We start from the raw sequence: 26,684 nt of genomic DNA, 5'->3' as shown, positions 1-26,684 counted from the left end.
CCCATGCCCTGGAAACCAGAGACCGGCGACGTCGTCGCTGACCGCTACAGACTGACCGAGTTTCTCGGTCAGGGTGGGTTCGCGCGCGTCCACCGAGCGGTCGACGGTGACTCGAACGAGTCCGTCGTGTTGAAACACCCCAACTACACCGACTCGAAGAACGACCCGGACCTCATCGACGAGTACTTCCAGAAGGAGGTCGAGTCGCTCCAGCGGGTCAGCCAGGCCGGCGGCCACGAGAACGTGATGGACCTCTACGACTGTGTGGAGGACCGCGAGGTCACCTTTCTGGTCGCGGAACTCGTCGAGGACGGTCTCGACCTCAACGAGGTCATCGACGAGCACGGACCGATCGAGGAGAGCGAACAGGTCCGACAGATCGGGATCGACCTCTGTGACGCGATGGGGTTCCTCCACGAGAACGAGATCGTCTACCGCGACCTCAAACCGGAGAACGTCCTGTTGACGCCCGACATCACGCCGACGCTCATCGACTTCAACACCGCGACGGGGTTCGACCCGACGAGTGATCCCGCGTCGGGCGCCAACGGAACGACGATCCTCGGGCCGTACAAGCCTCGCGAGGTCGCCGACGCGACCAGGACCGAGGTCCGACAGGGGCCGTGGTCGGACGTCTACTCCATCGGGAAGACGCTCCTCTTCCTGCTGAAAGGGTCCGTCCCGGAGAAAGACGGGGTCAACCCACAGCAGTTCGGCGCCGACTGCGAGGACTACCTCGCGGACATCGTCGAACGGGCGACCCAGGCGGATCACCGGGACCGTTACAGCAACGCGACGGTCCTCAAGAACGTCCTGGCGGCCAAGGACCCGACACCGCCCGCCACGGCCTCGATCGTCTATCGCCAGCGGGACAAGCGCTACACCGTCGAACCCGGCGACACGATCGGGCGCGCCGGCGCCACCGGCCCGCCGGCCTCGATCACCATCGAGGACCCCCAGGGCGAGTACATCTCCTCGGTCCAGGTCCAGTTCGACCGCGACGACGGCGAGTGGTCCCTACACGACCGGAGTCTCAACGGGACCTACGTCCAGCGGGGCGCGGGCTGGCAGCGAGTGCTGTGTGAATCGGGACGGGAACGACTCCGAGAGGTCGGCGAGGACCCGACCGACTGCGACGGGACGGTCCCCCCCGAGTCGGTCACCATCGAGGAGGGTGACCTCGTCTCGCTGGTCCACCCGACCTACGGGGTCACGTTCGAGTTCCACACGGAGTAACAATGCGATACAGTACACACTACGACACCGGTGACACCAAGCGGGGTGAGGGCATCAACGAGGACAGCCTCTCGATGACCGTCTTCGAGGACGGCCACAGACAGGGGTATCGAGCCGAGGCCGACCCACGAGCCGATGGAGTGAGCGAATCGCCAACGCGGTCGGTCGGGGTGTTCGTACTGGCCGACGGCGCGGGTGGCCACGACGCGGGCGACGTCGCCTCGTACCTCGCGACCACCGGCATCGCCGAACGGCTCGCTCCGGTCGCGATCCGTGCGGCACGGAGCAGGCCCGAATCCTTCGGTGTGGATGTCGGTGACGAGGTCGTCCCGGAGACCGAGACGGCAGTGACCCTCCAGTCCGAGATCGAGGCGGCGATCGTCGGGGCCCACAGGGACATTCTCCGGTACGTCGGGGCGGCTGGGACACGATCGTATACGACTGCAGTCGCCGGAATCTGCGTCGAGGGCCGACTCCATCTGGGCTGGGTCGGTGACAGTCGGACGTACGTCGTCAACGAGGCCACCGAGGAGATCGCTCGACTGACGAAAGACCACGCACTGGTCCAGCGCTGGGTGGACGCCGGCGAGATAGACGAACTCGAATCACAGGTCCACCCCAGGGGCAACGAGATCACCCGCGCGCTCGGTGGGCAGGCGGCGTCCGACCCCGACACCGCGACCGTCGAGGTGGATACGCGGACCGTCGACCTCTACGCAGAGGACACCGTGCTGGTGACGAGCGACGGGCTCGTCGACGCACAGACCGACGCGCCGTCGCTGTATCGCCAGTACGTCGACTCAGGCAAGTCCGAGGCGGCGGCCGACCGGATCCGCGAACGGGCGGTCACCGACGGGGAACTCTGTGACGTGTTGCTCGACGCGTCGTCGCTCCCGGAGGCTGGCCGGGAGTTCCTCTCGCTGGCCAACGAGCGCGGTGGGAAGGACAACCTCTCGGTGCTCCTGTTCGGTGACGCCTCGCTGCCGGAGACGCCACCCGAGGAGACGTTTCCGGTCAGGGATATCGATCCGAGCACCGAACTCCTCGATCACGACACGCTCCTCATGCCCGACGAGTGACGACTTCGTCGGGCGAGCCTGACGGGTTCGTGGGTAACTGTTTTCCTCCTGTATGGAGAACTCCTGTGACAACAGACCATGTCAGAAGCAGGCACGGACGAGACAGTAGAGTGTCCGATCTGTGAGGTGCCGTTCGACCCGTCGGCCGCCGGCGGGTGGTGTACGAACCCGGACTGTGGGGAGTACCAGTACGAGGGTGTCCCGGTCGACAGCGATGCGTCGGATTCCGAGGACGGAGCCGGATCGGGTGACGACGGGGAGTACCGGGACCTGCTGGAAGAAGCCGCAGCAAAGAACGGGGACGACACTGATTCGACAGGGGGTGGGGAAGACGGTACGGCGTCCGACTCGGCGACCGAGAGCGAGCAGCCCCCAGCCGACGGTGGGGACTCGACGGCGTGTCCCGACTGTGGCGCGGCGAACGCCGCGGACGCGAACTTCTGCATGGAGTGTGGGACGCCACTTGACGACGACACCGCGTCGGTCCCGGCATCGCTCGTCCTGGCGGTCTGTGACCACCAGATCGCGGTCAGCGACGGGGACCGAGTCGGCCGAGACATCAGAGCCGCGCTGCTGGACGCCGGCCGATCGGACGACGACGCGGTCCGGGTCCACCGCGAGCACGTCCGGTTCGTCAGAGAGGCCGATGGCTTCTATCTGGTCGACCTTGGTGAGAACCCGACACGCCTCAACGACCGACTGCTGGAGAAGGGGGACCGCGAACCGGTCGGACCCGGTGACGAACTCGGGTTTTCGGACGTGGTGACCGGCACTATCCGGCATCCGGAGAACCCCACAGGTTAAGCATCCAGTTGCAGTAAACAAAAACGATGTCCGCTGGTGGGGAGTTGCGTGAGTCCGTTGCTTTGCTCGTCTCGGAGTGGCGACTGCTGGCCCTCGGCCTCGGTGGCCCGCTCGTCTACGGTACGTGGGTCGTCCTGACGGGACTCGTCCTGGATATCGGGACGCCGGCACTGAAAGGCGCCGTAGCGACGACCGTCGCGGGGACGCCGATCCGCGGGCTGGAACTGCTCGCCCTGCTCGGGTGGGTGGTTCTCCCGTCCCTCGTCGCTATCGCCGCTGTCCAGCGGCAGCTGTTCAACCGCCACGACAACCTCGCGAACTCCTATCGGATGGCCGAGCCGGGCGTGTTGCTGGTCGTCCCGAGCGTTGCACTCGTGGCCTGTCTGGTCGCGTTGGTGGTGACCGGCTGGACGCTCCCGGTCGTCTTCGCCCTGCTGGTCGTCACGGTCCACTTTCTCGTCCGGACCGCGGCGTTCGGATACCGTGTGTACACGCTCTCACTTCCCCGGACGCTGCTCGCGATGATCGGTGTCTCGGCGGTCTCGCTCGTCGTCGGATTACTGGTCAGGCTGCCCTCGGTAGCGGCCCGCGATCCGCGCCTCGCCAGCAGGGTAGAACTGGCTGGCGTCGCCGACGCCGTCCAGACCTGGACGACCCTGCTCGGGGTCGACCAGGGGCTCCTGCTCCGGGGGACGCTGTTCGTCCCTATCGTGCTGTCGACGTGCTATCTCCTGGCACAGACCACCGTTGCCTCGATCGCGAAGCGACGGGGCCTACCGACCGCACCGAAACGCCGTCCGGGACAGCGCGTCCCGGAGTCGGCCCAGCCCTCTGCGGCGAGCTCCGATACGCGCGTCGTCTCGCCAGCGGAGACCGAACAGCCCGACAGCGAACCCGGCGAGATGCAGGACACTGTCGTCGCAGAACCCGATCCGACGCCGACCGGCGAGTCCGACAGTGCTCCGTCCACGGCGAGTGCGGAGACGAACAGCGGTCCGTCCACGCCGGCCACCGAGGCCGAGTCGAGCGAGACGGCGACCGAGGACGGCGACCACACCGGAACCAGGGTCTTCTCCCCGAACGAACCCGTGCCGTCGGCCGGCGGTGACGGCTCGCCGGACGACCCGTTCGTGGACGACGACGCCGCGGCCGAACACGACACCGGCAGTAGCGAACGCCCGACCGGGGCCGGTGGGCAGGACGCAGATCAGGACGACGGGGTGGACACGCCGACGAAGTCGGCGGAGGCGGACCCGGTCGAGGAGCAGACGGTCGTGGTCGACGACGCGCCGACCGACGCTACGGCGACCGAGTCGGCGACACCGGACACGAACGGGTCGGGTTCGGGGGACGAGTCGACAGCTACCGACCCGGCGACGACGAACCGCTCAGTGGTTCCGACCTTCGAGGCTGCCCCAGAGAACAGCGACGACGGGAGTGCCGAGACCGGGGCTGGCGCGAGCGACGCCCGTGCGCCAACGACGGCTCCGGTGCTCCCCAGGTTCGAACCTGCTGCAGAGTACACTGATGGGGTTGACGACATGGTTACGGCCGAGACGGAGGCCGTGACCAGTGTGGTTCTCCCACGCTTCGAATCGCGGGAGGACAGTCCTGCCGGCGAGGACACCGAGGGGGCCGCCTCGCGGGGGCACGTACTTCCACGGTTCGAGGCGCCTGAAACACTCCATACGAACCACGCCGATGGCGCTGCCGACCGCCAGGAGTCGAAGGTACTGCCGGTCTTCGAGGTGGCGGCCGAGGATGGTGACGCCGGGACGGACGACGTCAAGGCTGCCACCGAGAGGACGCCGGACCCCGACGTCCTCCCGATCTTCGAGACGGTCGCGGACGAGGAGCAGCCCCCCGCTGACCCCGAGACGATCGACTGTCGGAGCTGTGGTCGGAGCGTCAGAAACAGTGCAGATATCTGTTACTGCCCCGGCTGTGGGACGGCCCTGGAACGGTAGGCCGCGGCCACCGTCGGCCCACACTGCCGATCATCCACTGGTCTTCCGTCGTAGCAGCGCGGCGAAGGCCAGCGGCGAGAGGAACGCCATGACGATGACCGTGGCGAAGGCGCCGAGCGGGCCGGTGGGCGAGGGACCCCCGCCACCGTGGCTCTCGGTGGTCTCGGCGGCTGTCGACTCCCCGCTCGATTCGCCGTCGGCAGTTGTCGCAGTACTCTCGCTACCCTGACTCCCGCCGCTTGCCGTGCCGGGCCGGACGACGACCGCTCCTTTCATCCCCAGGCCCTCGTGCGGTGTACAGACGTACTTGTAGATCCCGTCACTCTCGAAGGTGTGGCTGTAGGTCGTCCCGGCTTCGGAGACCAGCGAGCCCGAATCCAGCGGGCCGCCGTCGGCGGACTTGACGTTGTGGCCGCCACCGTTCCCGGTCCATTTCCAGACGACCTCGGTACCGGGGGAGACCATCACCGCGGCCGGGCCGAAGGCGAACGCCCCGTTGTTCCCTTCGGCACCGACGGCGATCTCGACACTGTCCTGGCCGCGCTTGTCGACCGTGCCGTCGAAGTTCGAGACGTCGCTGAACCAGCCACCGTAGTCGGGGGATTCCTGTGCCGATACCGTCGCCGTAGCGCCCAATGCGGCCATCCCGGCCGTCGTGTGGGCGAACTGTCGTCGGGTCATCGAATGCATGGTATCTGTCCGGTTGGAGGCGGAGCACAACAGCGAGCGGTTCGCGGTCGGTCCACACACGTCGATAGCCGGGAGATTCCCCTAAAGCAGGAAGCGCGTTCTCAGCGCGCAGGAACGGGACCGAACGTGTCTGTCCCTGCCATGTCATTCGTTGCCTATCGTGAAACAGATTTAATATATCACCCCATCATGGTGGAAATACGTCGCACTCACCGACGTGGTGTACCAATGATCCAGTCCACTCCGATTCCGGTGCCAACTGCCCCCCTCCGCTGGCGTGCCAGCGGGGGTGTGGCCACCGAGCGTGGGTTCGCTCCCATGCTCGGGGCCGCGCTTCTTGGCGGCGGTCGGAATGGACTGGCGGACACCCGTCAGGTGAGCATTCCACCTGCCGCCGCATAGGCGCACACCGTCACCGTGGGACGGCGGCCGAGTTACGACCGGCCCCTACTGCGATGTCGGATCGGTTCGTTCGACACCGACACTCGACCCGTAGCGATCAGCGGTCCGATCACCTGGGTCGCGGTCGGTGTCACGTCGCTGGTTCCAGCCGCCACTGACACTGTCGTCATCGGGGACGTGTATCCCGGTGCTCGCAGTGTCGACGAGTGGCCAGTCCCCCCATCCGTCAGTGGCATCGCCGTCCAGCGGGTTTCCGACGGGAATCCCGACGAAGTACGCCCCCGCCGCTATAGTAACAATTGAAACGATTTACACACCGATCGCACGACGGCAGTGCGATCGGGTGTGCATTGACTTTCAATGGCTACTATAGACCTCCTGCTTCGGCAGGCCCCCGACGTGCTCGGTTGGCGAGCCCCACGCGGGCCGGTTCGACTCCGGCCGTCGGCGTATGTCGCTCTCTGCGACTATCCCGGTCGACGCATCGGCTGACGTCTCACTGCGCGTCCCACGCGGCGGGTCCGACGACCTCGAGGCCGGCGTCGCCGGCGTCATCGACGGCGTCGACGACGTGGTCGATGTCTCCATCGAGCGTGTCACACGCGTCCGGCCGACCTGGACCGACATCCGGGTCGACGCCGACGTGACGCTGACCGTCGCCGTCCCCGAGGCCGAGGACCCCGCCGACGCCTGTGTGGACCGCCTGGAAGACGGCTTCGGTATCACCGAAGTGAACGCCGTCGTCGTCGACGGGACGTGATCGGCGCACCGTCCGCTCGCCTCCGCTGTCCCGGCGGAGACCGGCCCCGTCCGGTCCCGCGGGTTCGACTCCCGCCCGGAGGTCTCATGCATCGAATGCATCTCGCTGCCGCACTCGACCGGCAGCGTCGACAGGAGCACAGTTCGAAGAACGACCGACGCCGACGTCGGCGACGGTAGCAACGCAGTGTCTCGGAGGCGCCGCCCCGACGGCCCTACTGTTCGAGTCACGCACAGCGTCCCCTATCGATTCTTCGACGAGATGGCTGGCACTAGGGTCTCGTCGGACCCTGTTTTCAGGCCGACTCGTCGGATTCGTCGAGCTCGATACCGGGGCCGCCGGTGTCGTCTTCGTCGAGTGAGTCCGGACGTTCCTCGTCAGGTTCCGCGACGAGGTCGCCGGCCAGGAGACCGGTCAGGCCGGTGACGAGCATCCCGACGCCGGCGATACGCGTCGATCGCACGTACCAGTCCTTGGGTTCCAGGTCTCCTGGGTTCTCGTAGCCACTGAGCAGCAACTTCGCGTTCAGCTTGATCGCCTGTCGTGGGAGAAACACCGCGAGCAGGCCCTGTACGACCATGTACGCGTAGCCGGCTGGGAGGAGTCGTCGTATCATCGGCCGAGACTACGAGTTCCAGGTACGTCAACGCTCGCCCGACAGCTCAGCTGTCGCCGGCCTGTTCGTTCCAGCGGGCGTCCGAGAGGGTCCGCTGGACCGCCTCCTCGCCGATGGCCTGGGCCAGCGTCTCGAAGCCGGAGCGTTCGACCGGATCGCCGGCGTTGGCGACCAGCCGCGAGACGATGAACTCCGGTGTGGACTTGCCGACGGTACCGAAGCGAGGCTGGTAGTCGACCTGCAGTTCCAGGTCCGGGTTCAGTCCCTCGGCAAAGATGCCGTCGGTCCGAGCCGTCGGCGGCAACGGTTCCAGGTCCGCTGCGAGGTGGGTGACGAACACGCCCAGCGCCCCTCGGCCGACCGTCAGGGTCACGAGCCCGTGGAGGAGGTCGGCGGCCGACCCCGGTTCGGTGATGGCCTCGAACTCGTCGACGAGCATCAGCGTCCGGTCGCTCTCGGTCAACGGCGGGACGACTGACCGCAGTGTCGACTCCAGGACACCGGCGTTGAACGAAGCGTGTCGGCGGTGGAAGACGATGGTGTCGACGAGCCCCACCTCTGTGGCCTCGGCCGGGACCGGCAGCCCCATCTGTGCGAGCAACTGGACCTGACAGAGCGTCTCCAGCAGTGTCGTCTTCCCACCGGAGTTGGCGCCGGTCAGGATTGCGACGCGGTCGCCACTGGGCGGATCGGTCGCGCTGTGGACCTCCAGGTCGTGGTCGCCGATAGCGTAGGTGATCGGCTGCGGGTCCTCCACGTCGGCGAGCATAAGGTTCCGGGCGTTCCGGACGGCGATGGTCTCGCAGTCCTCGACGAGTGTCGGCCGGACGAGGTCGAACGCGATGGCGAAGCGAGCCAGCGAGACCGACAGCGCGATGCCGTCGACGGCGGCGACGGCGGCGTCGACCGTCTCCCGTGCGGCGTCGAGGTCGTCGGCGAGTCGGTCGGCGACGGCCTGCTCGCGCTCCTCGACGTCGGCACGGAGCGTGTTCCGGAGTCCTCTGAGTGCCGTCTCGACGAAGTCGCGCGCGTCAGTCGCGCCCTGGGGCATCGCCTCGCGGATCCGGGACCGCTCGATCCCGGTCTCGTCGGTGACGTGACGCGCCAGCGCGTCCTGGAACTCGTCGGGGCGTCGGGCATTCCCCTGGACGGCCTCGACGACTTCGGCCGACCCAGCAGCGAGGTCCTCTATCTGTCCGAGTTGGTCCCGTAAGCGGTCGAGTTCGTCGTCGGCGCCCCGCCCGACGCGGTCGCCCTCGCCCTCCAGGCCTGCAAGTGCAGCCCGAGCGTCCGCGAGGAGATCCCCGTCGAGGGCGGCGACGGGTTCGAAGACACCCTGGGAGACGCCGACCGACTGGAGTTCCAGTGCCGTCTCCACGGCCGCTCGTTCGCTCCCGTCTGCGTATCCCTCGAAGGCATCGACGATAGCGCGCTGGTCCTCTGGGGAGAGTCCTGCCCAGGTATCACGTGCTTCTATGACCTCTTCGAGCCGTTTCTCGATACCTTCTCTCGTAGGTAATGGCGTCAGTACCCGAATCCGGTCAGCCGCGTCGGGCGTGACGGCGTACTCCTCGGCCAGGTCGAGCAGTTCCTTGTAGACGTCGCGGGTGTCCCGGGTAGCGAGCAGGTCCATCGATTCGGCGCCGCTCGCCCGCCGGAGGATCCGCGTCGCACGGCCGCGCGAGAGGCCCGCGGCAGTGAGAGTACGTGTGTCCGCCGACTCGATGGCCTCGATGGCCCGCTCGACGCCCAGTTCCTCGGTGAGTAGCTCGGACGTCTTCGGGCCGATACCCCAGTACTCCTCCAGTCGCATGGGCGTTGGCTCGACCGGTGGCGGTATAGTCGTTGTTCTTGCTCGCGCTCGATTGGGACCACGCGCGTAGCAGCCGGACGACTCAAGCCCCCGGAGACGCAAGCGGAGGTATGGATTCCTGGCGCACGGCCGAGGAGCCGGCGTGTCCGGCCTGTGGGGAGTCACTGGAGCCAACCGCCATGGAATGTCCTCACTGTGGTGAGCGGTTCCTCTCGGAGGCGGAGGCCGAGGCGCTCCGGGACCACCTGGCGGACGCGCTCGATGCCGAACCGAGCGGCGCACCGCGCTGGGCGGTCCTCCTGACCGGGCTCGCGCTCGGTATCGCTATCGCGCCACTGGTCACCTACGCCGGTATCATCGCGACGGGGACCCGTTCGCTCGGACTCGTCGTGACGCTCCTGCTCTCGGGGTGGCTGCTCCCCGGCCTGTATCTCGCCCGGTTCCGGAACCCGAGCGAGGTGCTCTCACGCGGCCTCTATCTCGTCGTTGCGGGCATCGGGGCTGTCGTCCTCGCCGTCGGATACGACGCCGTTTCGGCGGGCGAACCGACGGTTTCGGGTGGGACCGCGCTGTTGCTCGGGGTGCTCGCGCTCCCCGCGGGTGTCGCGCTTCTGCTCGCTCGCCGCGCGTCGAACAGGGCAGCTCGACAGCTCCGCGGTGAGCCCGGTCGGCTGCACGAACGAGCCGGCGTCGAGACTGACGACGAGACCGGGCCGGACCACTCCGGGCCCGAGTAACCGCTACCCTTCGCTGGTGCTCGTGCCGCCCGGAACGAACCGGGATGCGATCCAGCCGATTGCCGTGGCGACGACGGCCGGGACGCCGGCCATGAGCAACAGGACGACGAAGAGGCTCCCGCGTTCCGCGAGTCCGCCGTCGACACTCACGAGGGGGCTCAGTACCACCACTGGGACCAGCAACAGGACGATAGCGACGGCGTAGGCACTCCGCGAGACTGCCCCCTGGACGGTCCGTCGGCGGACCAGATGTGCGGTCGATCCAAGCCAGGCGACCAGCCCGAACAGCAGCGCCCAGCCGCTCTGGGTCGCGATTCCCAGGACGAGCGTGCCGACGAGCCCCACGACGATGCCGCCCAGGATACCGACGACGACGGTGAGGGTGTTGTCGACGAGTCCGTCCGGGTCCAGGATCTGGTCGCTGTCGTCGGCCGTTCCCCCGGTAGCGTTCATCGAAGTGGGCGACTCGGTTTCGGTCGCCGAGGCGGCCTGGACCTGGTCCCAGACCCCATCGTCGTTCCGGTCGGCGGCCTCGCGCTCGTCGCTCAGGTCCGCCGAACAGTGCATACAGTAGGTGGCGGTCATACCGATGGGCTCGCCACACTCCGGGCAGCGGGGGTCCTCGGGTGTGCTCATCTCAGCTCCTCCGCTGCTGGCGTGGCGTCGGTTCGCGACATTGGTCGGTTCGTTCACAAGATTCTCGCGGAGGGGTTTGACTCTGTGGGGTGGTCACACGGACGGGCACGAGGTTTATCCCACAGGAGGCTACCACCATCGACCGGCATGAAAGACGTGCTCTCCCGCATCGGAATTGGGTCCGCGCGTGTCGATACAGTCCTCCCTTCGACTACCGTCCGCGCCGGCGAGACGGTCGACGCCGAGGTCCACGTCGAGGGCGGGTCGGCGACCCAGGACGTCGACGCGGTCTACTTCGCCATCGAGACCGAGTACCGGACCGAGGACGGCTACCGTGACGCCATCGTCGACAAGTGGCGGTTGACCGACCCGTTCACCATCGAGGCCGGCCAGGAGCGTCGCTTCGAGACCGGTATCGACGTTCCACGACGGACGCCGGTCACCGTCGGGTCGACGTCGGTCGAGATCGAGACCGGGCTGGACATCTCGATGGCGCTGGACCCGGACGACGAAGACCGTATCCAGGTCGAACCGACGCCGCGGCTCCAGGCCGTCTTCGACGCGCTGGAGCAGCTCGGCTTCTCGCTCCGGGATGCGTCCTGTCAGGCCACGCCGGGCAGCGTGTTCTCGACGTCGGCCCAGTTTCGTCCAGGAGTTCGAGTTCCGCCCACAGCGCGGCGAGTTCTCGGGAGCGGTCGACGAGGTCGAGGTCGTCCCCGTCTTCGGTGCGGATTCGCTCACCGTCCACCTGGAGGTCGACCGCCGCGGTGGACTGCTCTCCGAGGCGATGGACGTCGACGAGCGCCACACCTCCTTCGCGGTCACGCGGAACGACCCGTCGACCATCGAGCCCGACCTGGCGGCGGCGATCCGGGAGCTGAGTTAGTCCCGAGCCGATCTAGTCCCAGAACGACTGCGTGCGGGCGTACTCGCGCTCCTGGCGGAGGATGTCGCGGTAGAACTCGTCTTCGTCCTCTCGCAGTCGGTTGATGATCCGGGCGGCGTTGTGCGGGCCGACACCGCGGGCGGCCAGCGCGACCACCGCCTGCTTGCCGTGGCTCTGGACGAGCGACGCCGACCGATAGGCTCGTTCGGTCGCTTTCTCCTGCTCGTCGTCCTTCCGGTCGGCCCGCACTGCCGCAAGCACCTCGTCGGCCCAGGGGTTCAGCGCCGCGATGCGGGTCGAGCCACACTGGGGACACTCGGGCTGGTCTCGCACCCGCTTGACCTGCTGGCGGCGGTCCCACTCTTTGCAGTGGAGACACGCCAGGATGACCCGGTCCTCCTGGATGCGCTCTTTGACCGTCTGGATGACGCTGGCGTCGGCATTTTCGGGCGAGAGCAGTTCGCGGCCGGCCGACCGCCCGCCGATCCCGATCGGTGTGCGCTCACCGACCGTCTCCAGGACCACCTCGTCCGACTGCAGCGCCGCCAGCAGGTCGGCCGTCTCGTCCAGCGCCAGGTCCTCGTGACGGACCTCGCGCAGCGCCTCCTCGTACATCGGCGTGTCCTCCAGTGCCGCAAGCAGCCGGTCACGGCCGAAGTCCGTCGACCCCCGACCTCGCCACCGCTTGAGCGAGCCGAACTTGGTGGCGACCTGGGCGAGTTTGAACTTCAGCGCGTCGGCGTTCTTCAGGCTCAATTCGATCAGCGCTGTCAGGTGGTCGGGGTCGGTCTCCTCGATGACCTCGACGACGTCGCCGGCGGTGATCTGGCGGGGCACCTCCAGTTCGATCCGGTACGGGTCGACCTCCATCGCGACCGAGGAGCCGGCCCGCTGGCCGAGCAGCGCGGACAGCACCCGCCCCAGCGTCTCGTTGATCTTGTGGCCGTAGCAGGCGTTGACGACGACCTCCCGGCCCTGGAACTCCACGAGGACGGTGTCGTCGTCGGGGATCGGCGCTTCGTGAGCCGCCAGTTGCGAGAGCCCGCTTGCCACGGTGTCTGCATCGGCGTCGTAGCGAGTGGCGACGTGGGCTGCCACGGCGTCGACCGACGCCCCGTCCTGGAGTTGTGTGCCGGCGACGCGCCGGAGTTCGCCGACCTCCTGGGCGACGGCTCGCGGGACCGGAATCTCGGAACCGGTCCAGGACGGGACCTCGCCCGCGGGGTCCTCGATGGGGGAGACCGTCACGACCTCCTCCTCCTCGTCGATGTTGGTGATGCGCCACATCTCGCCACGCTGGACGAACACCTCCCCCGGCATCGCGAAGTTGACGACGAACCGCTCGTCCAGGGTCCCGACCTGCTGACCGGAGGCGACATCCTCGACGTCGTAGGTGGCCTCGTCCGGGATCATCGAGAGGTTCTGGTAGAAGTACTGCCAGGTCCCGCGGCGCTTCTCCAGTGTATCCCGCTGTTCGTCCAGCCAGACGACGTTGTTCTCGGCCAGTTCCCGGACGACCGCCTTGAACTGCTCCTCGGGGACGTCCCGGAACGGATAGGCCCTGGTGAGGATCCGGTAGGCCTCCATCGCCCGGATCTCGCCGGTGTCCATCACGAGGCCGGCGATCTGGTTGGCGACGGTGTCGAGGCTGCCGTCGTGGATCTCGGCCGGTTCGACGTCGCCGTTGCGGGCCTGGCGGGCGATGGCCAGTGCTTCCAGCGTGTCGTCGGCGTGGGTCGTCACGACCGTCCCGGCCGAGACCTGGTCCCGGCGGTGGCCCGCACGGCCGACCCGCTGGACCAGCCGCGAGACCTGCCGTGGGCTGCCGTACTGGACCACGTGATCGACGTGACCGACGTCGATACCGAGTTCCATCGAGGAGGTACACAGCAGTGCGTCCAGATCGCCCCGTTTGAACGCGTCCTCGACGTCGATGCGGGCCTCCTTCGAGAGGGAGCCGTGGTGGACGCCGAGGTTCGTCCCGAGTTCCTTGAACCGCGAGCCCAGCGCTTCGGCGGTCTGACGGGTGTTGACGAACACCAGCACCGACTCGTGATCCTCGATCAGGTCGTCGATGAACCGGACGTGGCTCGCGGTCTCGGCGTCGGTGACCAGTTCGCTGGAGAGCCGTTCGTCGCGGTCGGTCACCTCGGGGTGGACGACGTCGATGGACAGCCGGCTCCCGATGTCGACCTCGACGACGTGACAGCCCCGCCCGGCAGTCAGGAACCGCCCGACCTCCTGTGGGTCGCCGACCGTCGCCGAGAGGCCGATGCGCTGGAACGAGCCCGACAGCTCCCGGAGTCGTTCGAGGCCGACAGTCAGCTGTGCGCCCCGCTTGGCGGCGGCGAGTTCGTGGACCTCGTCGACGACGACGTGGTCGACGTCCGACAGCGCCGTCCGGAGTTTCGACCCCGTGAGCATCGCCTGCAGCGTCTCGGGAGTCGTCACCAGTACGTCCGGCGGGTCGTCGGCCTGCTTCTGGCGCTGGTAGTCGGTGGTGTCGCCGTGCCGAACGTCGACGTCCAGTCCCAGCGTCTCGCCCCACCACTCCAGGCGCTCGCGCATGTCGCGATTCAGTGCCCGCAACGGCGTGATGTACAGCGCGCCGATGCCGAACCGGTCGTCGGACGCGACCAGCGCGTCGAGTACCGGGAGCATGGCTGTCTCGGTCTTGCCGGTCCCGGTCGGCGCGACCACGAGCGCGTCACGACCGTCAGCCAGCGGCGGGATGGCCTTCCGCTGGGGTTCCGTCGGCGTCGAGAACCCGCGTTCAGAGAGGGCGACCCGGACCTGCTCGCCCAGTGCCGAGAACGCGGCGACACCCGTCTCGCTCATCGTCAGTCGTTACGGCTGCGCGAGGTTAAGCGCGTCGCGTCGTGGCAGTCTCAACGTTCAAGTTCCTGCTCGCCTACCTGCCCGTATGTACCTCGCCGACGAGGCCTGGCCGGACCTCGCGTCGTACTTCGAATCGGAGTCGCTGGCGCTGGTTCCGCTGGGCTCGACCGAGCAACACGGCCCCCACCTCCCCGAGGGGACCGACCACATCATCGCCGAATCGTTCGCCAGAGCGGCCGCCGAGGAGAGTGGCTACCTCTGCACGCCGACGATCAACATCGGCGTCAGCCCGCACCACCGGCAGTTCCACGGGACGATGTCGGTCGACGCGCCTGCGTTCCGTGACTACGTCGAGAGCCTGACCCGTAGTCTCACCGAGCACGGTATCGACCGCGTGATCTACGTCAACGCCCACGGCGGCAACGTCGAGCATCTCCGGGAGGTCGGGCGTCGTCTGCGGGACGCCGAGGAGCTGTACGCCATCGAGTGGATGTGGGACGAGTCGATCACCGAGAAGATTCGGGAAGTGTTCGAGACACCCGGCCCACACGGTGGGCCCAAGGAGACGTCGCTGATCCAGTATCTCGCCGGCGACCTGGTCCACGAGGACCGTATCGAGGACGCCAGGGACGGCGGCCTCACCGAGTTCGACGAGTCCTCGGGCCGTGTCCACGGCGCCCGGACGTTCTACGACGCCATCGACAACACCGAGAACGGGGTGCTGGGCGACCAGACCGACGCCTCGGCGGCGGTCGGGGAGGACCTGTTCGAGGCCGCGCTGGACCACCTCTGTCGGCTCTGTGAGTGGCTCGCCGACCAGCCCTTCGAGGACCTCATGCCGAAACCCCACGTCTGAGATGAAGCGCAGACGCGTCTACGCGGTGTTGTTCGCCTGTTTCGGCTTCCTGGCGGTCGCCAACGCCGTGGTGGGCTACCGGGCCGGCGAGTGGTCGACGCTGGCGGTCGGCCTGACGGCAGCGGGTGGGACCGTGACCTTCCTCGGGGCACTCGCGACCGCAGTGCGGCCCGTGGTGTTCGCCGAGGACACACGGCTCGGGATGGCCGCGGTGCTCGCGGTCGGTGTGGTCACGTTCGCCGTCGGGACGGTCCTCTCGGTGCTCTAGACGCGCTGGTACGATCCGAGACGGGTCCCGTCGAGCAGGAACGCCTCGGCGTCACGGACGCCGTCGGGAAGGAACGGTGAGAGGAACGACTGGCCCTCGACGTTGACCCAGGTCCCACCCGATCGGTCGTTGAACGCCGGACAGACTACGAGGTCGGCGCTCGTCTCGACGGCGTCGCCGAACTGCTCGGCGAAGGGCGCGGGGTCCAGCGACCCACGGAGCCACGCTCGCTCTTTCCTGGCGCCGCCGACGGTGTCTTCCAGGCGGACGACGGGGTGCTCGTGGCCGACACAGACGACGTCGGCAGTCAGGACGTCCGGAGCGGGCCAGGTGTGGCCGTGGACGAAGCCGACCGATCCGATGCGGGTCCCGTGGGCCGGCGTCACCGTCACGTCGGCGTCGAAGTCGTCGAGCACCGGTTCCAGATCGCCGTCGTGGTTCCCCTTCACGAGCGTCACGGGGACGTCGAGTGCGTCGAACAGCGCCGCCAGTTCTGCTCGCTCGTCCTCGAAGGGGTCCCCGATGGCGTGCCCGAGGTCGCCGACGACGACGAGTCGGTCGGCGCCGGTCCGGCTCAGGAGTGCGAGCAGTCGCTCGCGGCGCTCCTCGGCCGCCGACTGGAGTTCGACGCCCTCGTAGCGCAGGCCGGCCTCGATGCCGGCGTGGTAGTCGGTGACGACGAGCAGTCGCTGGCCGTCCGTATCGGCGGTCGCCGCCGGCGCTCCGGGGACCGGTTCGACGGGCATCGACGCGGCGTAGGGTACGGGTGGCAAAAAGCAGCGCGGCTCGCTGTCAGATGGGCGTCAGCTTCCCGTCCTCGGGTTCGTAGCAGCGACCGCCCATCAGCGCCTCCTGGATCGCGTCCTCGACGGCGTCCGGGTCGGCGCCGTAGCGGTCGACGACCGTCGCCAGCACCGCCTCGCGGTCGGCGCCGCCACCGTCGTTGAGGTCCGCCATGACCTCCATGACGGCGTCTTCGAGGTCGACGTCCTCGGCGGGTTCGTCGGCTACGGGCTCGTCGTCACTCGTCTCGGCCGGTTCCCCAGCAGCCTCGCCGGCGGTCTCGTCGGCGCCCGTGTCGGTCACCGTCGCCGGCGTCTCGGTCTGGGCGTCGCTCGTCGCGGCGTCCGCGTCCGGCTCGACCGACTCGGTGCCGGCTGGTGCACCTGTCGATTCGGGTGCCGACTCGGCGTCGGCGGCGGCCGCGGGTGATCCCTGCTCGGCGGCCTCCGCCTCGGCGAGTTCGTCGGGGTCGGGCGTATCGATGTCTGCCTCGCCCGGTTCCTCGACCTCCGACCCGCTCTGGAAGTCGGTGCCGAACTCGTCTTTGATCTCCTCGCGCTCGTTCTCGTCGAGGTCGAACTCCGGTTCGAAATCGCCGATGTCGTCGTCACCGGACTCCGTCTCGACGGTCGTGGTCTCGCCGATGGACTCCGCGCCCGAGGGCGTCTCCGTGGCTGGTTCGGAGTCGGACGTCTCGGCCGCCGACGAATCCGCGGTCGTCTCCGTCGTCGACGCGGATTGCTCTGTGGTGGCCTCGCTCGCGGGTTCCGTCTCGGTGGTCTCCGCGCCGCCACCGCCGGCTTCGGCGCCTGCCGTGGCCCCTGTCTCGGTGTCGTCTGTCGTCGGTTCGTCGTCCGTCGAGGTCGGCCCGGCCGATTCCGTCGCACCCGTCGCCGGTTCCGATTCCGACGCTGCCGACTCGCTGCCGGTCGGTGTCGTCTCCGCGTCGGCGTCGGGACTCGTCGATTTCGCGGGTGTGTCGCTCGGTTCGGTCTCGGTCCCGTCGGTCGCCGACGGCGATGGCACGTCGATCTCTGTCTCGGCGAGGACGGGGATCGGGTCGTCGGTGCCGTCCTCGGGCGAGCGCGACAGGCTCCCGGCCTCGTCACGCTGGCCCGCGACCACGCGGGCGGCGTCGAGCGAGAGGTCGCGCAGCGCCTGCAGGTAGTCCCCGGTCGTCCGGTAGTGGTCCAGCGCGAGCGTGACGCCGGCGGCGTCGGCCTCGGCGACGCCCTGGTCGAGCAGCGCCTGCCGGAGGTCGTCCCCCGTGAGGCCGGTCTGTTTCGCGCTGGCCATCCGGCCGATACGGTCGAGTGTCTGCTCGGTCGCCTGGACGACCCAGCGGTCGCGCGTGTCGGCGTCGACCTCGCTGATGCTCTCCGGTCGGACAGAGGTGAACACGCGGTCGCCGTCCTCCGGTTCGAAGGTCCGGGCCTTGCCGGTGACGGCGACGAACAGCGGCGGCGTCGCCGCCTCCAGGAAGGCCAGTTCGTCGGGCTGGTACTGGCCGGCGTAGACGACGAACGCGCCGGTCGGGTCGACCACCCGTGCCCGCAGGACCTCCTCGTTGACCTGCTCGATCTCGGTCAGCACGCCGACGACGAACAGGCGGTTGACGCGCGCGCCGGTCGGCGTGACGACGTAGTTCGGTGCCCGCTCCTCGTCGGACTCGGAGTACGAGAAGTCCGCGTCGTCGAACTCGGCGGCGAACAGACGGTGGGCGACCTCGCGGGCCCCCGGACCGCTGTCGGAACTCTCCGACTCGCTCATGAGCCCACCTCCCCGAGCAGCGCACTGGCACGCTCGGTCGGGTCGTCGTCCGCCTCGTCGAACCGGTCGGCGTTGAGGTTGGCACCGTACTCGTCGACCGACAGCGAACCACGGACGACGTACTCGCGGCCGACGACACGTTCGGCGATGCGGTCGGCGACGACTGCCTTGTCCATGGCGTCACGGGCGTGTTCGCGGGCGTCGTCGAGGTCGCCGCCGTAGATCTGGGCAGTGAGGTCGTCGCCCAGGATGACGGTCACTGTCCCGGTGCCGTCGTCGAGGATGGCCTTCGTCCGCAGGTCGTCCTCGCCCTCGACGGCACCGTGGGAGCGACACTGGCCGTTCTGGATGACCCGGCCACACTCAGGACAGCGCTCGATGAGCCCGGAGCCGTCGCGGATCTCGATGACGTTGCCGGTCAGTTCGATGTCGAACAGTCCGCCGCTCTCGACGGCCTCCCGGATGGGAAGTCTCGGGGCGTCCTCGGTCACTTCGATGGGCGTCGACAGCGGCGTCACGGTCGAGAACTCCGAGACGTTCACCGAGGGTGCACCGCGGAACTCCCGGACGAACGTCTCCTCGATGCGGACCGATGCGCCTGCCTCGATGGCGTCGTGGGGCTCCCAGTCGGTGAACGGGAGCCGGCCGCTCTCGTCGCCCAGGACGCCGCTGAGGATCGTCGTCTCGCCGTCGCGGCCGTCGATGATCTTCTGCTCACACTCCAGGACCTGGACCTCGACGGTAACCCCGCGGTCACCGGGTTCGAGGTCGGCCAGGCTGGCCTCGCCACCGACCTCGGCGTCGACGTCGAGTCGCTCGTCGACGACGGTGGCGTTCGTGCTGTCGCCGAGGTTCAGTTCCGGCCTGCCGTCCCACTCCCGGACGCCGGCGTTGCCCAGTTGGACGGTCTGGCCGGGTTCGAGGTCGCCGTCGAAGCCGTCCCAGGCCGTGTAGGATATCCGGCCGGTCTCGTCCGCGAGTTCGCCCTCGCGGATGACGTGCTGTTCGCCGTTGTACTGGATCGACCGCCGGCCCGACGTGAGGACGACGGCAGTGACGGTGACGTTGGAGTCGCCGGTCGTGACCTCGCCGATGGCCTTGCTCGACGGGCCACCGCCGCCGCCACTGTCGCCGTCGCCGTACTTCCGTCTGAGGCTCTGTTTGGCCTCGTCCATCGGGACGGAGTAGTTCACCAGGTTCTGCAGGTCGCGAGTGACCTCCTCTTTGTCGACGCCGAGGTCGGAGGCGAGTTCCTCGGCATGGTCTTCGAGAGACATCGGCCGGGGGTTCGGCGGGGGCAGTGAAAAGGGTTTGTGGCGGCGTCGCTCGCCCCCGAAATCGGTGGTTCGAATGATAGGAAGCCCGAATTTTTATCTATGATACTGACGACGGTAGATCATGGGTCACGGTCGCACATCACTCGGCCGAAAACGGGTCACCGGCCGGGTCGCTGGGTCAGCGACAGCACGGTGCTCGGCTTCCGGATCTGATACTGGGCCGACAACACGGGTGAGTTGACGTGGGAAGCGTCTTCGGCTCGAAACCGTCGGATTCGCACGTCATCTGGCGGAGCGGTCGGGACAACGACGGCACGAAGCAGTTCGACTTCGAGTACCTGCGGTTGTGGGCGGCACACTTCGGTGTCGACTACGAGGAGTGGGAACGCGTCGACCACAAGCGGGGCGACGAGCCCCGCTCTCAGCACGCGTGTGTGTTCCACTGGGAGGAGTCCGGCGGCCAGGAGCTCTCGCTGGGCGAGAAGAGCTGGAGTATGGGGACCCAGGAGACCCCACGGACGTTCATCGAGATCGACGAGGCCGGGATGGCGCGGTTCAAGGCTTGGACGACCGAGGTCGTCTTCGACATCGACGAGATGATTCTGGACGGGACCACCTGCAAACTCCGGACCAGCGACGGGGCACAGAAGACCCTGGACGTCACGAAACTGGCCTCTCAGCCGGAGCGACCGTAATCGAAACCCGTTTTCGGTCGTAGGCGTTTCCGGTAGGTATGCACGTCGTCGTCAACGCCGCGATGAGTGCCGACGGGAAGCTCTCGACACGGCGTCGCGAACAGATCGAGATCTCGGGCCCCGAGGACTTCGACCGGGTCGACCAGCTCCGGGCCGACAGCGATGCAGTCATGGTCGGCGTCGGGACGGTGCTGGCCGACAATCCCTCACTGACCGTCGACGACCCCGACCGCCAGGCGACACGGACCAGCGACGGCAAGCCGGCCAATCCGGCGCGTGTCGTCGCCGACTCACGGATCCGCACGCCGCCGGACGCCCGCATCCTCGACGATCAGGCGGAGACGTATCTCCTGGTCAGCGAGGCCGCACCCACCGATTTCATCGAGGAGATGGAGGACGCCGGTGCCTACGTCATCGCGACCGGGCAAGACCGTGTCGACCTGACGACGGCGCTCGCCAAACTCGAAGGCGAGGGCGTCGACCAACTGATGGTCGAGGGTGGCGGCGAACTCATCTTCGGACTGTTCACGGAGGGGCTTGTCGACGAACTCTCGGTGTTCGTCGGGCCGACGATCATCGGCGGTCGTGACGCCCCGACGCTGGCCGACGGCGACGGCTTCGTCGAGGGGTTCCCGGAACTCTCGCTCTCGTCGGTCGATGAGGTCGACGACGGTGTTTTGCTCCGCTGGACCGCCTGATCGGCGAAAGAATTGCACGCCGAGAGCCCATACGCTCTGTCATGTCGCGTGAGATTCCACAGCTCGACGAGGCTGGCAAGCGAGCGGCCTACATCACCAACGAGTGGTCGGACGATCCCGCGATCATGCAGACGCAAGCACTGTGCTACGTCGGCCTGCAACTGGAACGCATCGCCGACGCGCTGGAAGAAGAGCAGTAGTGCAGTCGCAGTGACTCAGTGGTCGTGGCCGGTCAGCTCGCCGAAGCTCGCGCCGAAGCGCTCCTCGAAGAGATCCAGCGTCAGTTCCTCCAGGTCGGCGATCTCCGCGTCGGGCTCGCCCTGGCTGTGGTGGACGGCACCGTGGATACGCTGGGCGAGACCGAACATCGCGATGTCGCCGACGACCTGTGGGTCCGTCTCGTCGGGCTGTTCGCGGAGGATGTCCAGCAGCCCGCTCGGGACGGTCAGCTCGTCGGTCGCGTCGTCGGTCTCGATAGTCAACGTGACAGTGTCGGATGCCATGGCTCCCCGTTGGCAGACCGGACGGAAGGGTCTATCGGGTCCGTGTCCTGCCGGTACCCGGCCGGTCAGGTCGCGGGCTGCTCGGTCAGGCCGTCGGCTGCCCGGTCGGGCTGGTACCGTCGGGCCCGGCACGCGTGCCCTCGACGCGAGCTTTGAGCTGTTCGTTCATACGTTCGAACCCGTTCCGTGTGTCGGCTTCGTCGAGGAACAGCCCCACGAGGAGGCCGGCGAACGACTCCCGGTGGACGAACCGCGTGCGGTCCCCGTTCAGCGGTTCGAGGCGGAACTCGTGGCGGCCGTCGAAGAGGCCACGGACGCCCAGGCTGCCGAGCCATTCGAGACGTTCGCCGGGGACGGCGGCCGTCACTCTCGGCGAGAACGACATGCCACGGCTCTCAGGGGGCTGGATACGGATCCGTAGCCGTTCACCTTCCCGAGCCGTGCCGCGGATCTCCGTGACGAAGCTGTTCCACTCGGGGTAGGACTCGAAATCCAGCAGCGTCTCCCAGACTGTCTCGGGCGTGGCGTCGATGTCGATGGTGGTCTCGATGGTTCGCATGGCTGGAGAGACGCTCGCTCGGAAGATAAAGACAGACGTGGCGGCGTGTGCGCGCCCGGCAGTCCCGCTACCGGCGTCTGCACAGCCGACAGTATCAGTCGTCGGCTTCGGCTGGTGCCTCGGCCGTCACGTCGACCTCGTCTTCGAGGTAGTCGTCGGCGTCGAGCGCCGCCTTCGAGCCCATCCCTGCGGCCGTGACGGCCTGCTGGTAGTGGTAGTCGACGACGTCGCCGGCGCCGAACAGCCCCGGCACGTCCGTCGCCGTCTGGCCGCCGCCCTTCCCGCCCTTCGCGACGATGTAGCCGGTGTCGTCGAGTTCGACGGCCGTGTCTTCGAGGTAGTCGGTGTTGGGCGTGTGGCCGATGGCCATGAACACCGCGCCGACGTCGAAGTCGAACGTCTCGGTCTCGGGGTCGTCGAGGTTCTCCGAGGGGTAGCCGGTCTCGTTGCGCGCGAGGGTCACGTGGTCGACACCCGCCTCGGCGGAGCCGTGGATCTCCAGCAACTCGGTGTTGCGCATGATCTCGATGTCGCCCTCGTCGACCTTCTGCTGGACCTTGTCGATCCAGTAGTCCTCGGCACGGAACTCCTCGCGGCGGTGGGCCAGGTAGACGGTGTCGGCGAACTTCGTCAGGAAGTGGGCCTCCTCGAAGGCGGCGTCGCCACCGCCGACGACGAGCATGTCCTCGTCGCGGAAGAACGCGCCGTCACAGGTGGCACACGTCGAGACGCCGTAGCCCATCAGTTCGTCCTCGCCGGGGACTCCGAGCGTCCGGGCACTGGCGCCGGAGGCGGCGATGAAGGCGTCGCAGGTGTAGACGGTTCCGTCACGCAGTTCGACGCGGAACGGGCGCTCGCTGTCGTCGATCTCGGTGACGATGCCGTGGTCGATCTCGGTCCCGAAGCGCTCGGCCTGTTCTTTCATCCGGTTGATGAGATCCGGCCCGGAGAGCCCTTCGGGGAACCCAGGGTAGTTCTCGACCTCGCTCGTCAGCGTGAGCTGTCCGCCCGGTTCGTCCCCCTCCAGGACGAGCGGTTCGTTGTTCGAACGCGCCGCGTAGATGGCAGCGGTCAACCCAGCGATACCCGATCCGGCGATGACGAGTCGGCGGTGTTCCGGCGTGTCTGTCATTACGCTGTATACTGCTGGGCGTCGTATTATATTTGCGCTGTCGTGTCTCGCTCGCACAGCCCTACCGCGGTAGCAGGTAGCAAACGGCGCTGTGGCGGCGGTCCACTGGAGAGGGACATCCCGCAACGCCCACGACGCTGGCCCGAGAATCGACGGTATGGCCGCAGATCTGGAGGAGAAGACCGACCGCTACGAGGGATTGCTCGCAGAGGCACTCGACGCCGCCGAGATAGCACCTCCCGAGGGGACAGCAATGCACGACGGCGCCCTGGAGTGTGAGGAGATGGCCCGCTCCTATCTGGAGGACGGACGGCACTTCCGGGCGAACGACGACCCGGTCAACGCGCTGGCAGCATTCTCGTACGGGCACGCGTGGCTCGACGCCGGGGCGCGTATCGGTCTCTTCGAGGTCCCGACCGAGGGACACCTGTTCACGCAGTGATAGGAAGATGGTGCTGACGCCCGTTTCGTCCCGCGACTGTCCGCCAGGTTCCAGTTCGCATGTCCCCGCGTTCCTCTGGCGGCGGCGATCATACTTCACGTACCGGCGAGCGTGACAGTGGGGATTCCCGCGTGGTTCACTGGGGTCGAAGGTGTCCCAGGGGTGGTCCGACGCCGATATCAGTATGGCAGATCAGACGCAATACTGGTCCCGGCCGAAACAGGAATTGTCCGAGGTAGCGACGGTCTGCCGCAGAACGTACAGCGTAGCATGGTAGTGAGAAACATAGTAACGATGACCAACAGGACGTAATAGCGGCCGAAACCCGCTGTTACGCCGGTAAGTCGGCCGATATGTGGCGACGCGTGACGAAGCAATAGTATTGGGTGCGTACCACACATCAGAGAAACATTTAAATACTTTACGAACTAACTATATGTAACGGGAACCCGCCGAAGGGTTCTTCAACGTTCTGCATCCGGCAGGACGGGACCACCCACCATGACAGAGACAACAGTAAACACCAACTCCCGAGACCGAACCAGGGAACGGGACCTCGAAGAGGTACAGACGGACGAGCAGGAGGTCGAACAGGAGGACCTCTGTCCGGAGTGTGGCGGTGACCTCGTCACCGACAGTGAACACGGCGAGACCGTCTGCCGCGACTGTGGATTGGTCGTCGAAGAGGACGAGATCGATCGCGGCCCCGAGTGGCGAGCGTTCGACTCCTCGGAGAAAGACCAGAAGTCCCGCGTCGGTGCGCCGACGACGAACATGATGCACGACAAGGGCCTGTCGACCAACATCGGCTGGCAGAACAAGGACGCCTACGGACGGTCGCTGTCGGCCCAGCAGCGCCAGAAGATGCAGCGCCTGCGCACCTGGAACGAGCGGTTCCGCACCCGCGATTCCAAGGAGCGGAACCTCAAGCAGGCGCTGGGCGAGATCGACCGCATGGCCTCGGCGCTGGGGCTCCCCCAGAACGTCCGTGAGACCGCGAGTGTCATCTACCGCCGCGCCCTCAGCGAGGACCTCCTCCCTGGACGGTCCATCGAGGGGGTCGCGACGTCGGCCCTGTACGCGTCGGCCCGGATGGCTGGGAGCCCGCGCTCGCTGGACGAGATGGCGACGGTCTCGCGTGTCGACAAGATGGAACTGACGCGGACCTACCGCTACATCGTCCGGGAACTGAACCTGGAGGTCCAGCCCGCAGACCCCGAGCACTACCTTCCACGGTTCGTCTCGGATCTGGACCTCAGCGACGAGACCGAGCGGCGTGCCCGCACACTCATCGAGAACGCCCGGAAGGGCGGCCTCCTCTCCGGGAAGTCCCCGGTCGGGCTCGCCGCCGCAGCGGTGTACGCCGCCGCGCTGCTGACCAACGAGAAGGTCACGCAGAGCCAGGTCAGCGACGTCGCCAACATCTCCGAAGTCACCATCCGCAACCGGTACAAAGAACTGCTCGAAGCCGAGGATCTCTCGGCCTGAGACGGCTACGGGACCCTGTCCGAACCCCGGTTCGCTGGGTGGTCCACAGCAACCTTTTTGACCCCCGCAACTGTGTGTGACTAACACACATGGAGGAAGCGTATGTCCGACTTCTCTGCCCGGAATGCAAGAAAGACTGGGAGTCGACGCCGAGCGATCTGCCGCGCCACGACACCGTATTCCACTGTCCGAACTGTCACGCGAGCCGACGGCTCGCAGAGTTCACCCGGACAGACCGCGACCTCGGAACGCTGAAACGACTCCAGTAACGATCAGTTCTCGGCCGGGGAGCGTGCCCCACACGCTTCGCACCGACGGATCACTGCCCCCTGTTCACGTTCGAGCCGTGTGTCCGGCAGCCCACATTCGGGACAGAGGACGTACTGGTCGACGTACTCGCCGATCGCGTTCTGTATCCGGTCGGTGCCGAACTCGCCCGTCAGTCGGGCCCGGCCGCTCTCGTCGATGTGCCCGCTCGTCCCGACGTGGTTCTGTAGAAACTGGATCACGTGCTCGGGGTCACGATCCAGGCGACGGCACACCTGCTGGAAGTTCTCGAAGACGGTCACGTTCCCCTCCTGTCGGACCTCCGGATCCGGGACTTCGAACCGCTCGGATGTCCCCTCGATGTCGGGCGTCTCGTCGAAGGCACGGTCGAGCATGTCGTCGTACTCCATGCAGGGATGTCCCGACTCGCTCGGTAAAAATCTTTCAGCCGACGGTAGATGCCCCGTAGCTCCCTTCTCGGCACCACCTGCCGGTGGCGACCGATACCGAACGATTGATGAGACGTTCCGACGGATAGACATTTGTTCGCGGCGACGAACATCGATCTGTCGCGTCGGACAGCAACCCCGTGGCACAAATTTCTCAGCACTGCACACCGAGACGTATGCTAACCCCCGTCAAAGTAATACTATATCCTTCCAGTTGTAAGCATGCGGTGACCATGAAGAAGCAGGAGCTCATTCATCTCCACGGCCTGCTTGCACAGGTACAGAACCACTACGAAGGCGAGACGGGAGACGAGGTCGAACACGACGAATACGCGACACTGGGCGTCAAACCTACTTCTATCCACAAGTCGAAGACGGACCACAAGGCCGCCGTCTTCGCTATCGCGAAGGGAATCACCTCGGAGATGACTGCCGACGAGAAAGAGCCTGTTTCTGCTGCCGCGGACTGAGGATCAGTTCGCACTCTCACCTGCGCGATGTCGTCCCCTCTAGCGTGTCTACTCGTCGATGAGTTCTTCGAACTCCGGCAGGACGTCCTCCTCGTCCGTCTCCTCCTCGTCGTCGTCGGCCGTCGTGTCGTCGTCCTCGTCGTCTTCGGGGATCTCCTCTATCTCCAGTACCTCCAGCGGGATGTTTTCGAGGCGCTGGCCGATCTCCTTTCGGGCGATTCGTGCCGCGTGTTCGTCGCGCTCGACGTTGAAGACGGTCATCTCCAGTTCGAGCGCGACGAGACTCTCGTCGGCCGCGATGAAGGCGGGTTCCAGCTCCTCGCCACAGTGTGGACACGACCGCTCGCCCATGTTTATCTCCACGTAGTTGAGATCCGGGTTCAGCATCTCGCCCGTCTTCGAGATGGCGATCCGGACGGCCTCGTCACTGGTCTCCACGTCGTAGACGGGGACCGCGGCCTCGACGACGACTCTGCAGTCCATGGCATGGTATTCGCTAGCCGATATAATGAAGGTTAGCCCGATGACACGCCGGGGCCGACCCCGACTCGAAACCTCGAAGA

Annotated in this window: 28 protein-coding genes and 1 pseudogene; 16 read left to right on the top strand and 13 right to left on the bottom strand. The window is 67.0% G+C overall.

The features are described from left to right. Positions 1-3 precede the first annotated feature (3 nt). The 4 genes from Hhyl2_RS08125 (at position 4) to Hhyl2_RS08110 (ending at position 5,086) form a co-directional block, all read left to right on the top strand. The gene (locus tag Hhyl2_RS08125; protein ID WP_483550241.1) at positions 4-1,236 is read left to right on the top strand and encodes a serine/threonine protein kinase; all 1,233 of its coding nucleotides are present in this window, start codon (positions 4-6) and stop codon (positions 1,234-1,236) included. Positions 1,237-1,238: 2 nt separating this feature from the next. Next, on the top strand, positions 1,239-2,315 hold the full coding sequence (locus tag Hhyl2_RS08120; protein ID WP_483550240.1) for a protein phosphatase 2C domain-containing protein: 1,077 nt from the start codon (positions 1,239-1,241) through the stop codon (positions 2,313-2,315). Between the two features lie 78 nt (positions 2,316-2,393). Next, positions 2,394-3,119 carry a zinc-ribbon domain-containing protein gene (locus Hhyl2_RS08115; RefSeq protein ID WP_483550239.1) on the top strand — a complete coding sequence of 242 codons (726 nt, stop codon included), beginning with the start codon at positions 2,394-2,396 and terminating at the stop codon, positions 3,117-3,119. A gap of 26 nt (positions 3,120-3,145) precedes the next feature. Then, on the top strand, positions 3,146-5,086 hold the full coding sequence (locus tag Hhyl2_RS08110) for a hypothetical protein (protein WP_483550238.1): 1,941 nt from the start codon (positions 3,146-3,148) through the stop codon (positions 5,084-5,086). Between the two features lie 30 nt (positions 5,087-5,116). On the opposite strand, the gene Hhyl2_RS08105 is transcribed toward Hhyl2_RS08110, so the two are convergent. Beyond that, on the bottom strand, positions 5,117-5,767 hold the full coding sequence (locus tag Hhyl2_RS08105; protein WP_483550237.1) for a halocyanin domain-containing protein: 651 nt from the start codon (positions 5,765-5,767) through the stop codon (positions 5,117-5,119). 862 nt (positions 5,768-6,629) lie between these two features. On the opposite strand from Hhyl2_RS08105, the gene Hhyl2_RS08100 reads away from it, so the two are divergent. Then, a complete protein-coding gene (locus tag Hhyl2_RS08100; protein ID WP_483550236.1) occupies positions 6,630-6,938 on the top strand; it encodes a hypothetical protein in 309 nt (102 codons plus the stop codon). A 295-nt stretch (positions 6,939-7,233) separates the two neighbouring features. Here the strand turns inward: Hhyl2_RS08100 and Hhyl2_RS08095 are convergent, their stop codons facing one another. Together Hhyl2_RS08095 and Hhyl2_RS08090 are read right to left on the bottom strand one after the other, a co-directional pair. Then, on the bottom strand, positions 7,234-7,554 hold the full coding sequence (locus Hhyl2_RS08095) for a DUF6199 family natural product biosynthesis protein (RefSeq protein ID WP_483550235.1): 321 nt from the start codon (positions 7,552-7,554) through the stop codon (positions 7,234-7,236). Positions 7,555-7,600: 46 nt separating this feature from the next. Further along, positions 7,601-9,367: a MutS-related protein gene (locus Hhyl2_RS08090; protein ID WP_483550234.1), complete on the bottom strand. Its 1,767-nt coding sequence runs from the start codon at positions 9,365-9,367 to the stop codon at positions 7,601-7,603. 110 nt (positions 9,368-9,477) lie between these two features. Between Hhyl2_RS08090 and Hhyl2_RS08085 the strand changes: the two genes are divergently transcribed. Next, complete coding sequence (locus tag Hhyl2_RS08085) at positions 9,478-10,104, top strand: zinc ribbon domain-containing protein (protein ID WP_483550233.1); 627 nt, start codon at positions 9,478-9,480, stop codon at positions 10,102-10,104. Between the two features lie 3 nt (positions 10,105-10,107). Here Hhyl2_RS08085 and Hhyl2_RS08080 read toward each other — a convergent pair whose 3' ends face one another. Then, positions 10,108-10,740: a zinc ribbon domain-containing protein gene (locus Hhyl2_RS08080; RefSeq protein ID WP_483550232.1), complete on the bottom strand. Its 633-nt coding sequence runs from the start codon at positions 10,738-10,740 to the stop codon at positions 10,108-10,110. 147 nt (positions 10,741-10,887) lie between these two features. On the opposite strand from Hhyl2_RS08080, the pseudogene Hhyl2_RS08075 reads away from it, so the two are divergent. Next, a pseudogene (locus Hhyl2_RS08075) lies at positions 10,888-11,626 on the top strand (sporulation protein). Positions 11,627-11,638: 12 nt separating this feature from the next. Here the strand turns inward: Hhyl2_RS08075 and Hhyl2_RS08070 are convergent. Continuing rightward, positions 11,639-14,464 (bottom strand): DEAD/DEAH box helicase, encoded by a 2,826-nt coding sequence (locus Hhyl2_RS08070; RefSeq protein ID WP_483550230.1) that lies wholly within the window; start codon positions 14,462-14,464, stop codon positions 11,639-11,641. Positions 14,465-14,549: 85 nt separating this feature from the next. Here Hhyl2_RS08070 and Hhyl2_RS08065 point away from each other — a divergent pair, with 85 nt between their 5' ends. Both Hhyl2_RS08065 and Hhyl2_RS08060 read left to right on the top strand, forming a co-directional pair. Then, positions 14,550-15,320, top strand: coding sequence for a creatininase family protein (locus tag Hhyl2_RS08065; RefSeq protein ID WP_483550229.1), 771 nt, complete (start codon positions 14,550-14,552; stop codon positions 15,318-15,320). A gap of 1 nt (position 15,321) precedes the next feature. Next, on the top strand, positions 15,322-15,588 hold the full coding sequence (locus Hhyl2_RS08060; protein ID WP_483550228.1) for a hypothetical protein: 267 nt from the start codon (positions 15,322-15,324) through the stop codon (positions 15,586-15,588). On the opposite strand, the gene Hhyl2_RS08055 is transcribed toward Hhyl2_RS08060, so the two are convergent. Genes Hhyl2_RS08055 through Hhyl2_RS08045 form a run of 3 tightly spaced genes read right to left on the bottom strand, consistent with a single transcriptional unit; the run spans position 15,585 to position 19,418 of the window. After that, the gene (locus Hhyl2_RS08055; RefSeq protein ID WP_483550227.1) at positions 15,585-16,334 is read right to left on the bottom strand and encodes a metallophosphoesterase; all 750 of its coding nucleotides are present in this window, start codon (positions 16,332-16,334) and stop codon (positions 15,585-15,587) included. The genes Hhyl2_RS08060 and Hhyl2_RS08055 overlap by 4 nt on opposite strands. A gap of 46 nt (positions 16,335-16,380) precedes the next feature. Continuing rightward, positions 16,381-18,141 (bottom strand): hypothetical protein, encoded by a 1,761-nt coding sequence (locus Hhyl2_RS08050; RefSeq protein WP_483550226.1) that lies wholly within the window; start codon positions 18,139-18,141, stop codon positions 16,381-16,383. Continuing rightward, positions 18,138-19,418 carry a Single-stranded DNA binding protein gene (locus tag Hhyl2_RS08045; RefSeq protein WP_483550225.1) on the bottom strand — a complete coding sequence of 427 codons (1,281 nt, stop codon included), beginning with the start codon at positions 19,416-19,418 and terminating at the stop codon, positions 18,138-18,140. The genes Hhyl2_RS08050 and Hhyl2_RS08045 overlap by 4 nt, the downstream gene beginning before the upstream one ends. Before the next feature lie 242 nt (positions 19,419-19,660). Between Hhyl2_RS08045 and Hhyl2_RS08040 the strand changes: the two genes are divergently transcribed. From Hhyl2_RS08040 to Hhyl2_RS08030, 3 genes are read left to right on the top strand one after another with little or no spacing between them, the layout of a single operon-like run. After that, complete coding sequence (locus tag Hhyl2_RS08040; protein ID WP_483550224.1) at positions 19,661-20,113, top strand: hypothetical protein; 453 nt, start codon at positions 19,661-19,663, stop codon at positions 20,111-20,113. 38 nt (positions 20,114-20,151) lie between these two features. After that, positions 20,152-20,811 (top strand): 2,5-diamino-6-(ribosylamino)-4(3H)-pyrimidinone 5'-phosphate reductase, encoded by a 660-nt coding sequence (locus tag Hhyl2_RS08035; RefSeq protein ID WP_483550223.1) that lies wholly within the window; start codon positions 20,152-20,154, stop codon positions 20,809-20,811. Between the two features lie 41 nt (positions 20,812-20,852). Continuing rightward, positions 20,853-21,011, top strand: coding sequence for a hypothetical protein (locus Hhyl2_RS08030; RefSeq protein ID WP_483550222.1), 159 nt, complete (start codon positions 20,853-20,855; stop codon positions 21,009-21,011). A gap of 15 nt (positions 21,012-21,026) precedes the next feature. Here Hhyl2_RS08030 and Hhyl2_RS08025 read toward each other — a convergent pair whose 3' ends face one another. The 3 genes from Hhyl2_RS08025 to Hhyl2_RS08015 all read right to left on the bottom strand — a co-directional run bounded on the left by Hhyl2_RS08025 (position 21,027) and on the right by Hhyl2_RS08015 (position 23,005). Next, entirely contained in the window at positions 21,027-21,314 is a 288-nt protein-coding gene (locus Hhyl2_RS08025; RefSeq protein ID WP_483550221.1) for a DUF7545 family protein, read from the bottom strand. Positions 21,315-21,399: 85 nt separating this feature from the next. After that, positions 21,400-21,873: an SRPBCC family protein gene (locus Hhyl2_RS08020; protein ID WP_483550220.1), complete on the bottom strand. Its 474-nt coding sequence runs from the start codon at positions 21,871-21,873 to the stop codon at positions 21,400-21,402. A gap of 94 nt (positions 21,874-21,967) precedes the next feature. Next, complete coding sequence (locus Hhyl2_RS08015; RefSeq protein ID WP_483550219.1) at positions 21,968-23,005, bottom strand: NAD(P)/FAD-dependent oxidoreductase; 1,038 nt, start codon at positions 23,003-23,005, stop codon at positions 21,968-21,970. Positions 23,006-23,162: 157 nt separating this feature from the next. Between Hhyl2_RS08015 and Hhyl2_RS08010 the strand changes: the two genes are divergently transcribed. The 3 genes from Hhyl2_RS08010 to Hhyl2_RS08000 all read left to right on the top strand — a co-directional run bounded on the left by Hhyl2_RS08010 (position 23,163) and on the right by Hhyl2_RS08000 (position 25,204). Next, positions 23,163-23,447, top strand: coding sequence for a DUF357 domain-containing protein (locus Hhyl2_RS08010; RefSeq protein ID WP_483550218.1), 285 nt, complete (start codon positions 23,163-23,165; stop codon positions 23,445-23,447). 501 nt (positions 23,448-23,948) lie between these two features. After that, a complete protein-coding gene (locus Hhyl2_RS08005; RefSeq protein WP_483550217.1) occupies positions 23,949-24,935 on the top strand; it encodes a transcription initiation factor IIB in 987 nt (328 codons plus the stop codon). Between the two features lie 89 nt (positions 24,936-25,024). Then, positions 25,025-25,204 carry a DUF7836 family putative zinc-binding protein gene (locus Hhyl2_RS08000; RefSeq protein ID WP_483550216.1) on the top strand — a complete coding sequence of 60 codons (180 nt, stop codon included), beginning with the start codon at positions 25,025-25,027 and terminating at the stop codon, positions 25,202-25,204. 3 nt (positions 25,205-25,207) lie between these two features. Here the strand turns inward: Hhyl2_RS08000 and Hhyl2_RS07995 are convergent, their stop codons facing one another. Beyond that, positions 25,208-25,612 (bottom strand): translation initiation factor IF-2 subunit beta, encoded by a 405-nt coding sequence (locus Hhyl2_RS07995; protein WP_483550215.1) that lies wholly within the window; start codon positions 25,610-25,612, stop codon positions 25,208-25,210. A gap of 272 nt (positions 25,613-25,884) precedes the next feature. Between Hhyl2_RS07995 and Hhyl2_RS07990 the strand changes: the two genes are divergently transcribed. Next, positions 25,885-26,121 carry a UPF0058 family protein gene (locus tag Hhyl2_RS07990; protein ID WP_483550214.1) on the top strand — a complete coding sequence of 79 codons (237 nt, stop codon included), beginning with the start codon at positions 25,885-25,887 and terminating at the stop codon, positions 26,119-26,121. 48 nt (positions 26,122-26,169) lie between these two features. Here the strand turns inward: Hhyl2_RS07990 and Hhyl2_RS07985 are convergent, their stop codons facing one another. After that, on the bottom strand, positions 26,170-26,604 hold the full coding sequence (locus tag Hhyl2_RS07985) for a DUF555 domain-containing protein (protein ID WP_483550213.1): 435 nt from the start codon (positions 26,602-26,604) through the stop codon (positions 26,170-26,172). Between the last annotated feature and the right edge of the window lie 80 nt (positions 26,605-26,684).

Source organism: Haloarcula sp. H-hyl2, from assembly GCF_056934385.1.
Note: the sequence above shows the minus strand (reverse complement) of the source record. Positions and strands in the feature narration are given on the sequence as shown.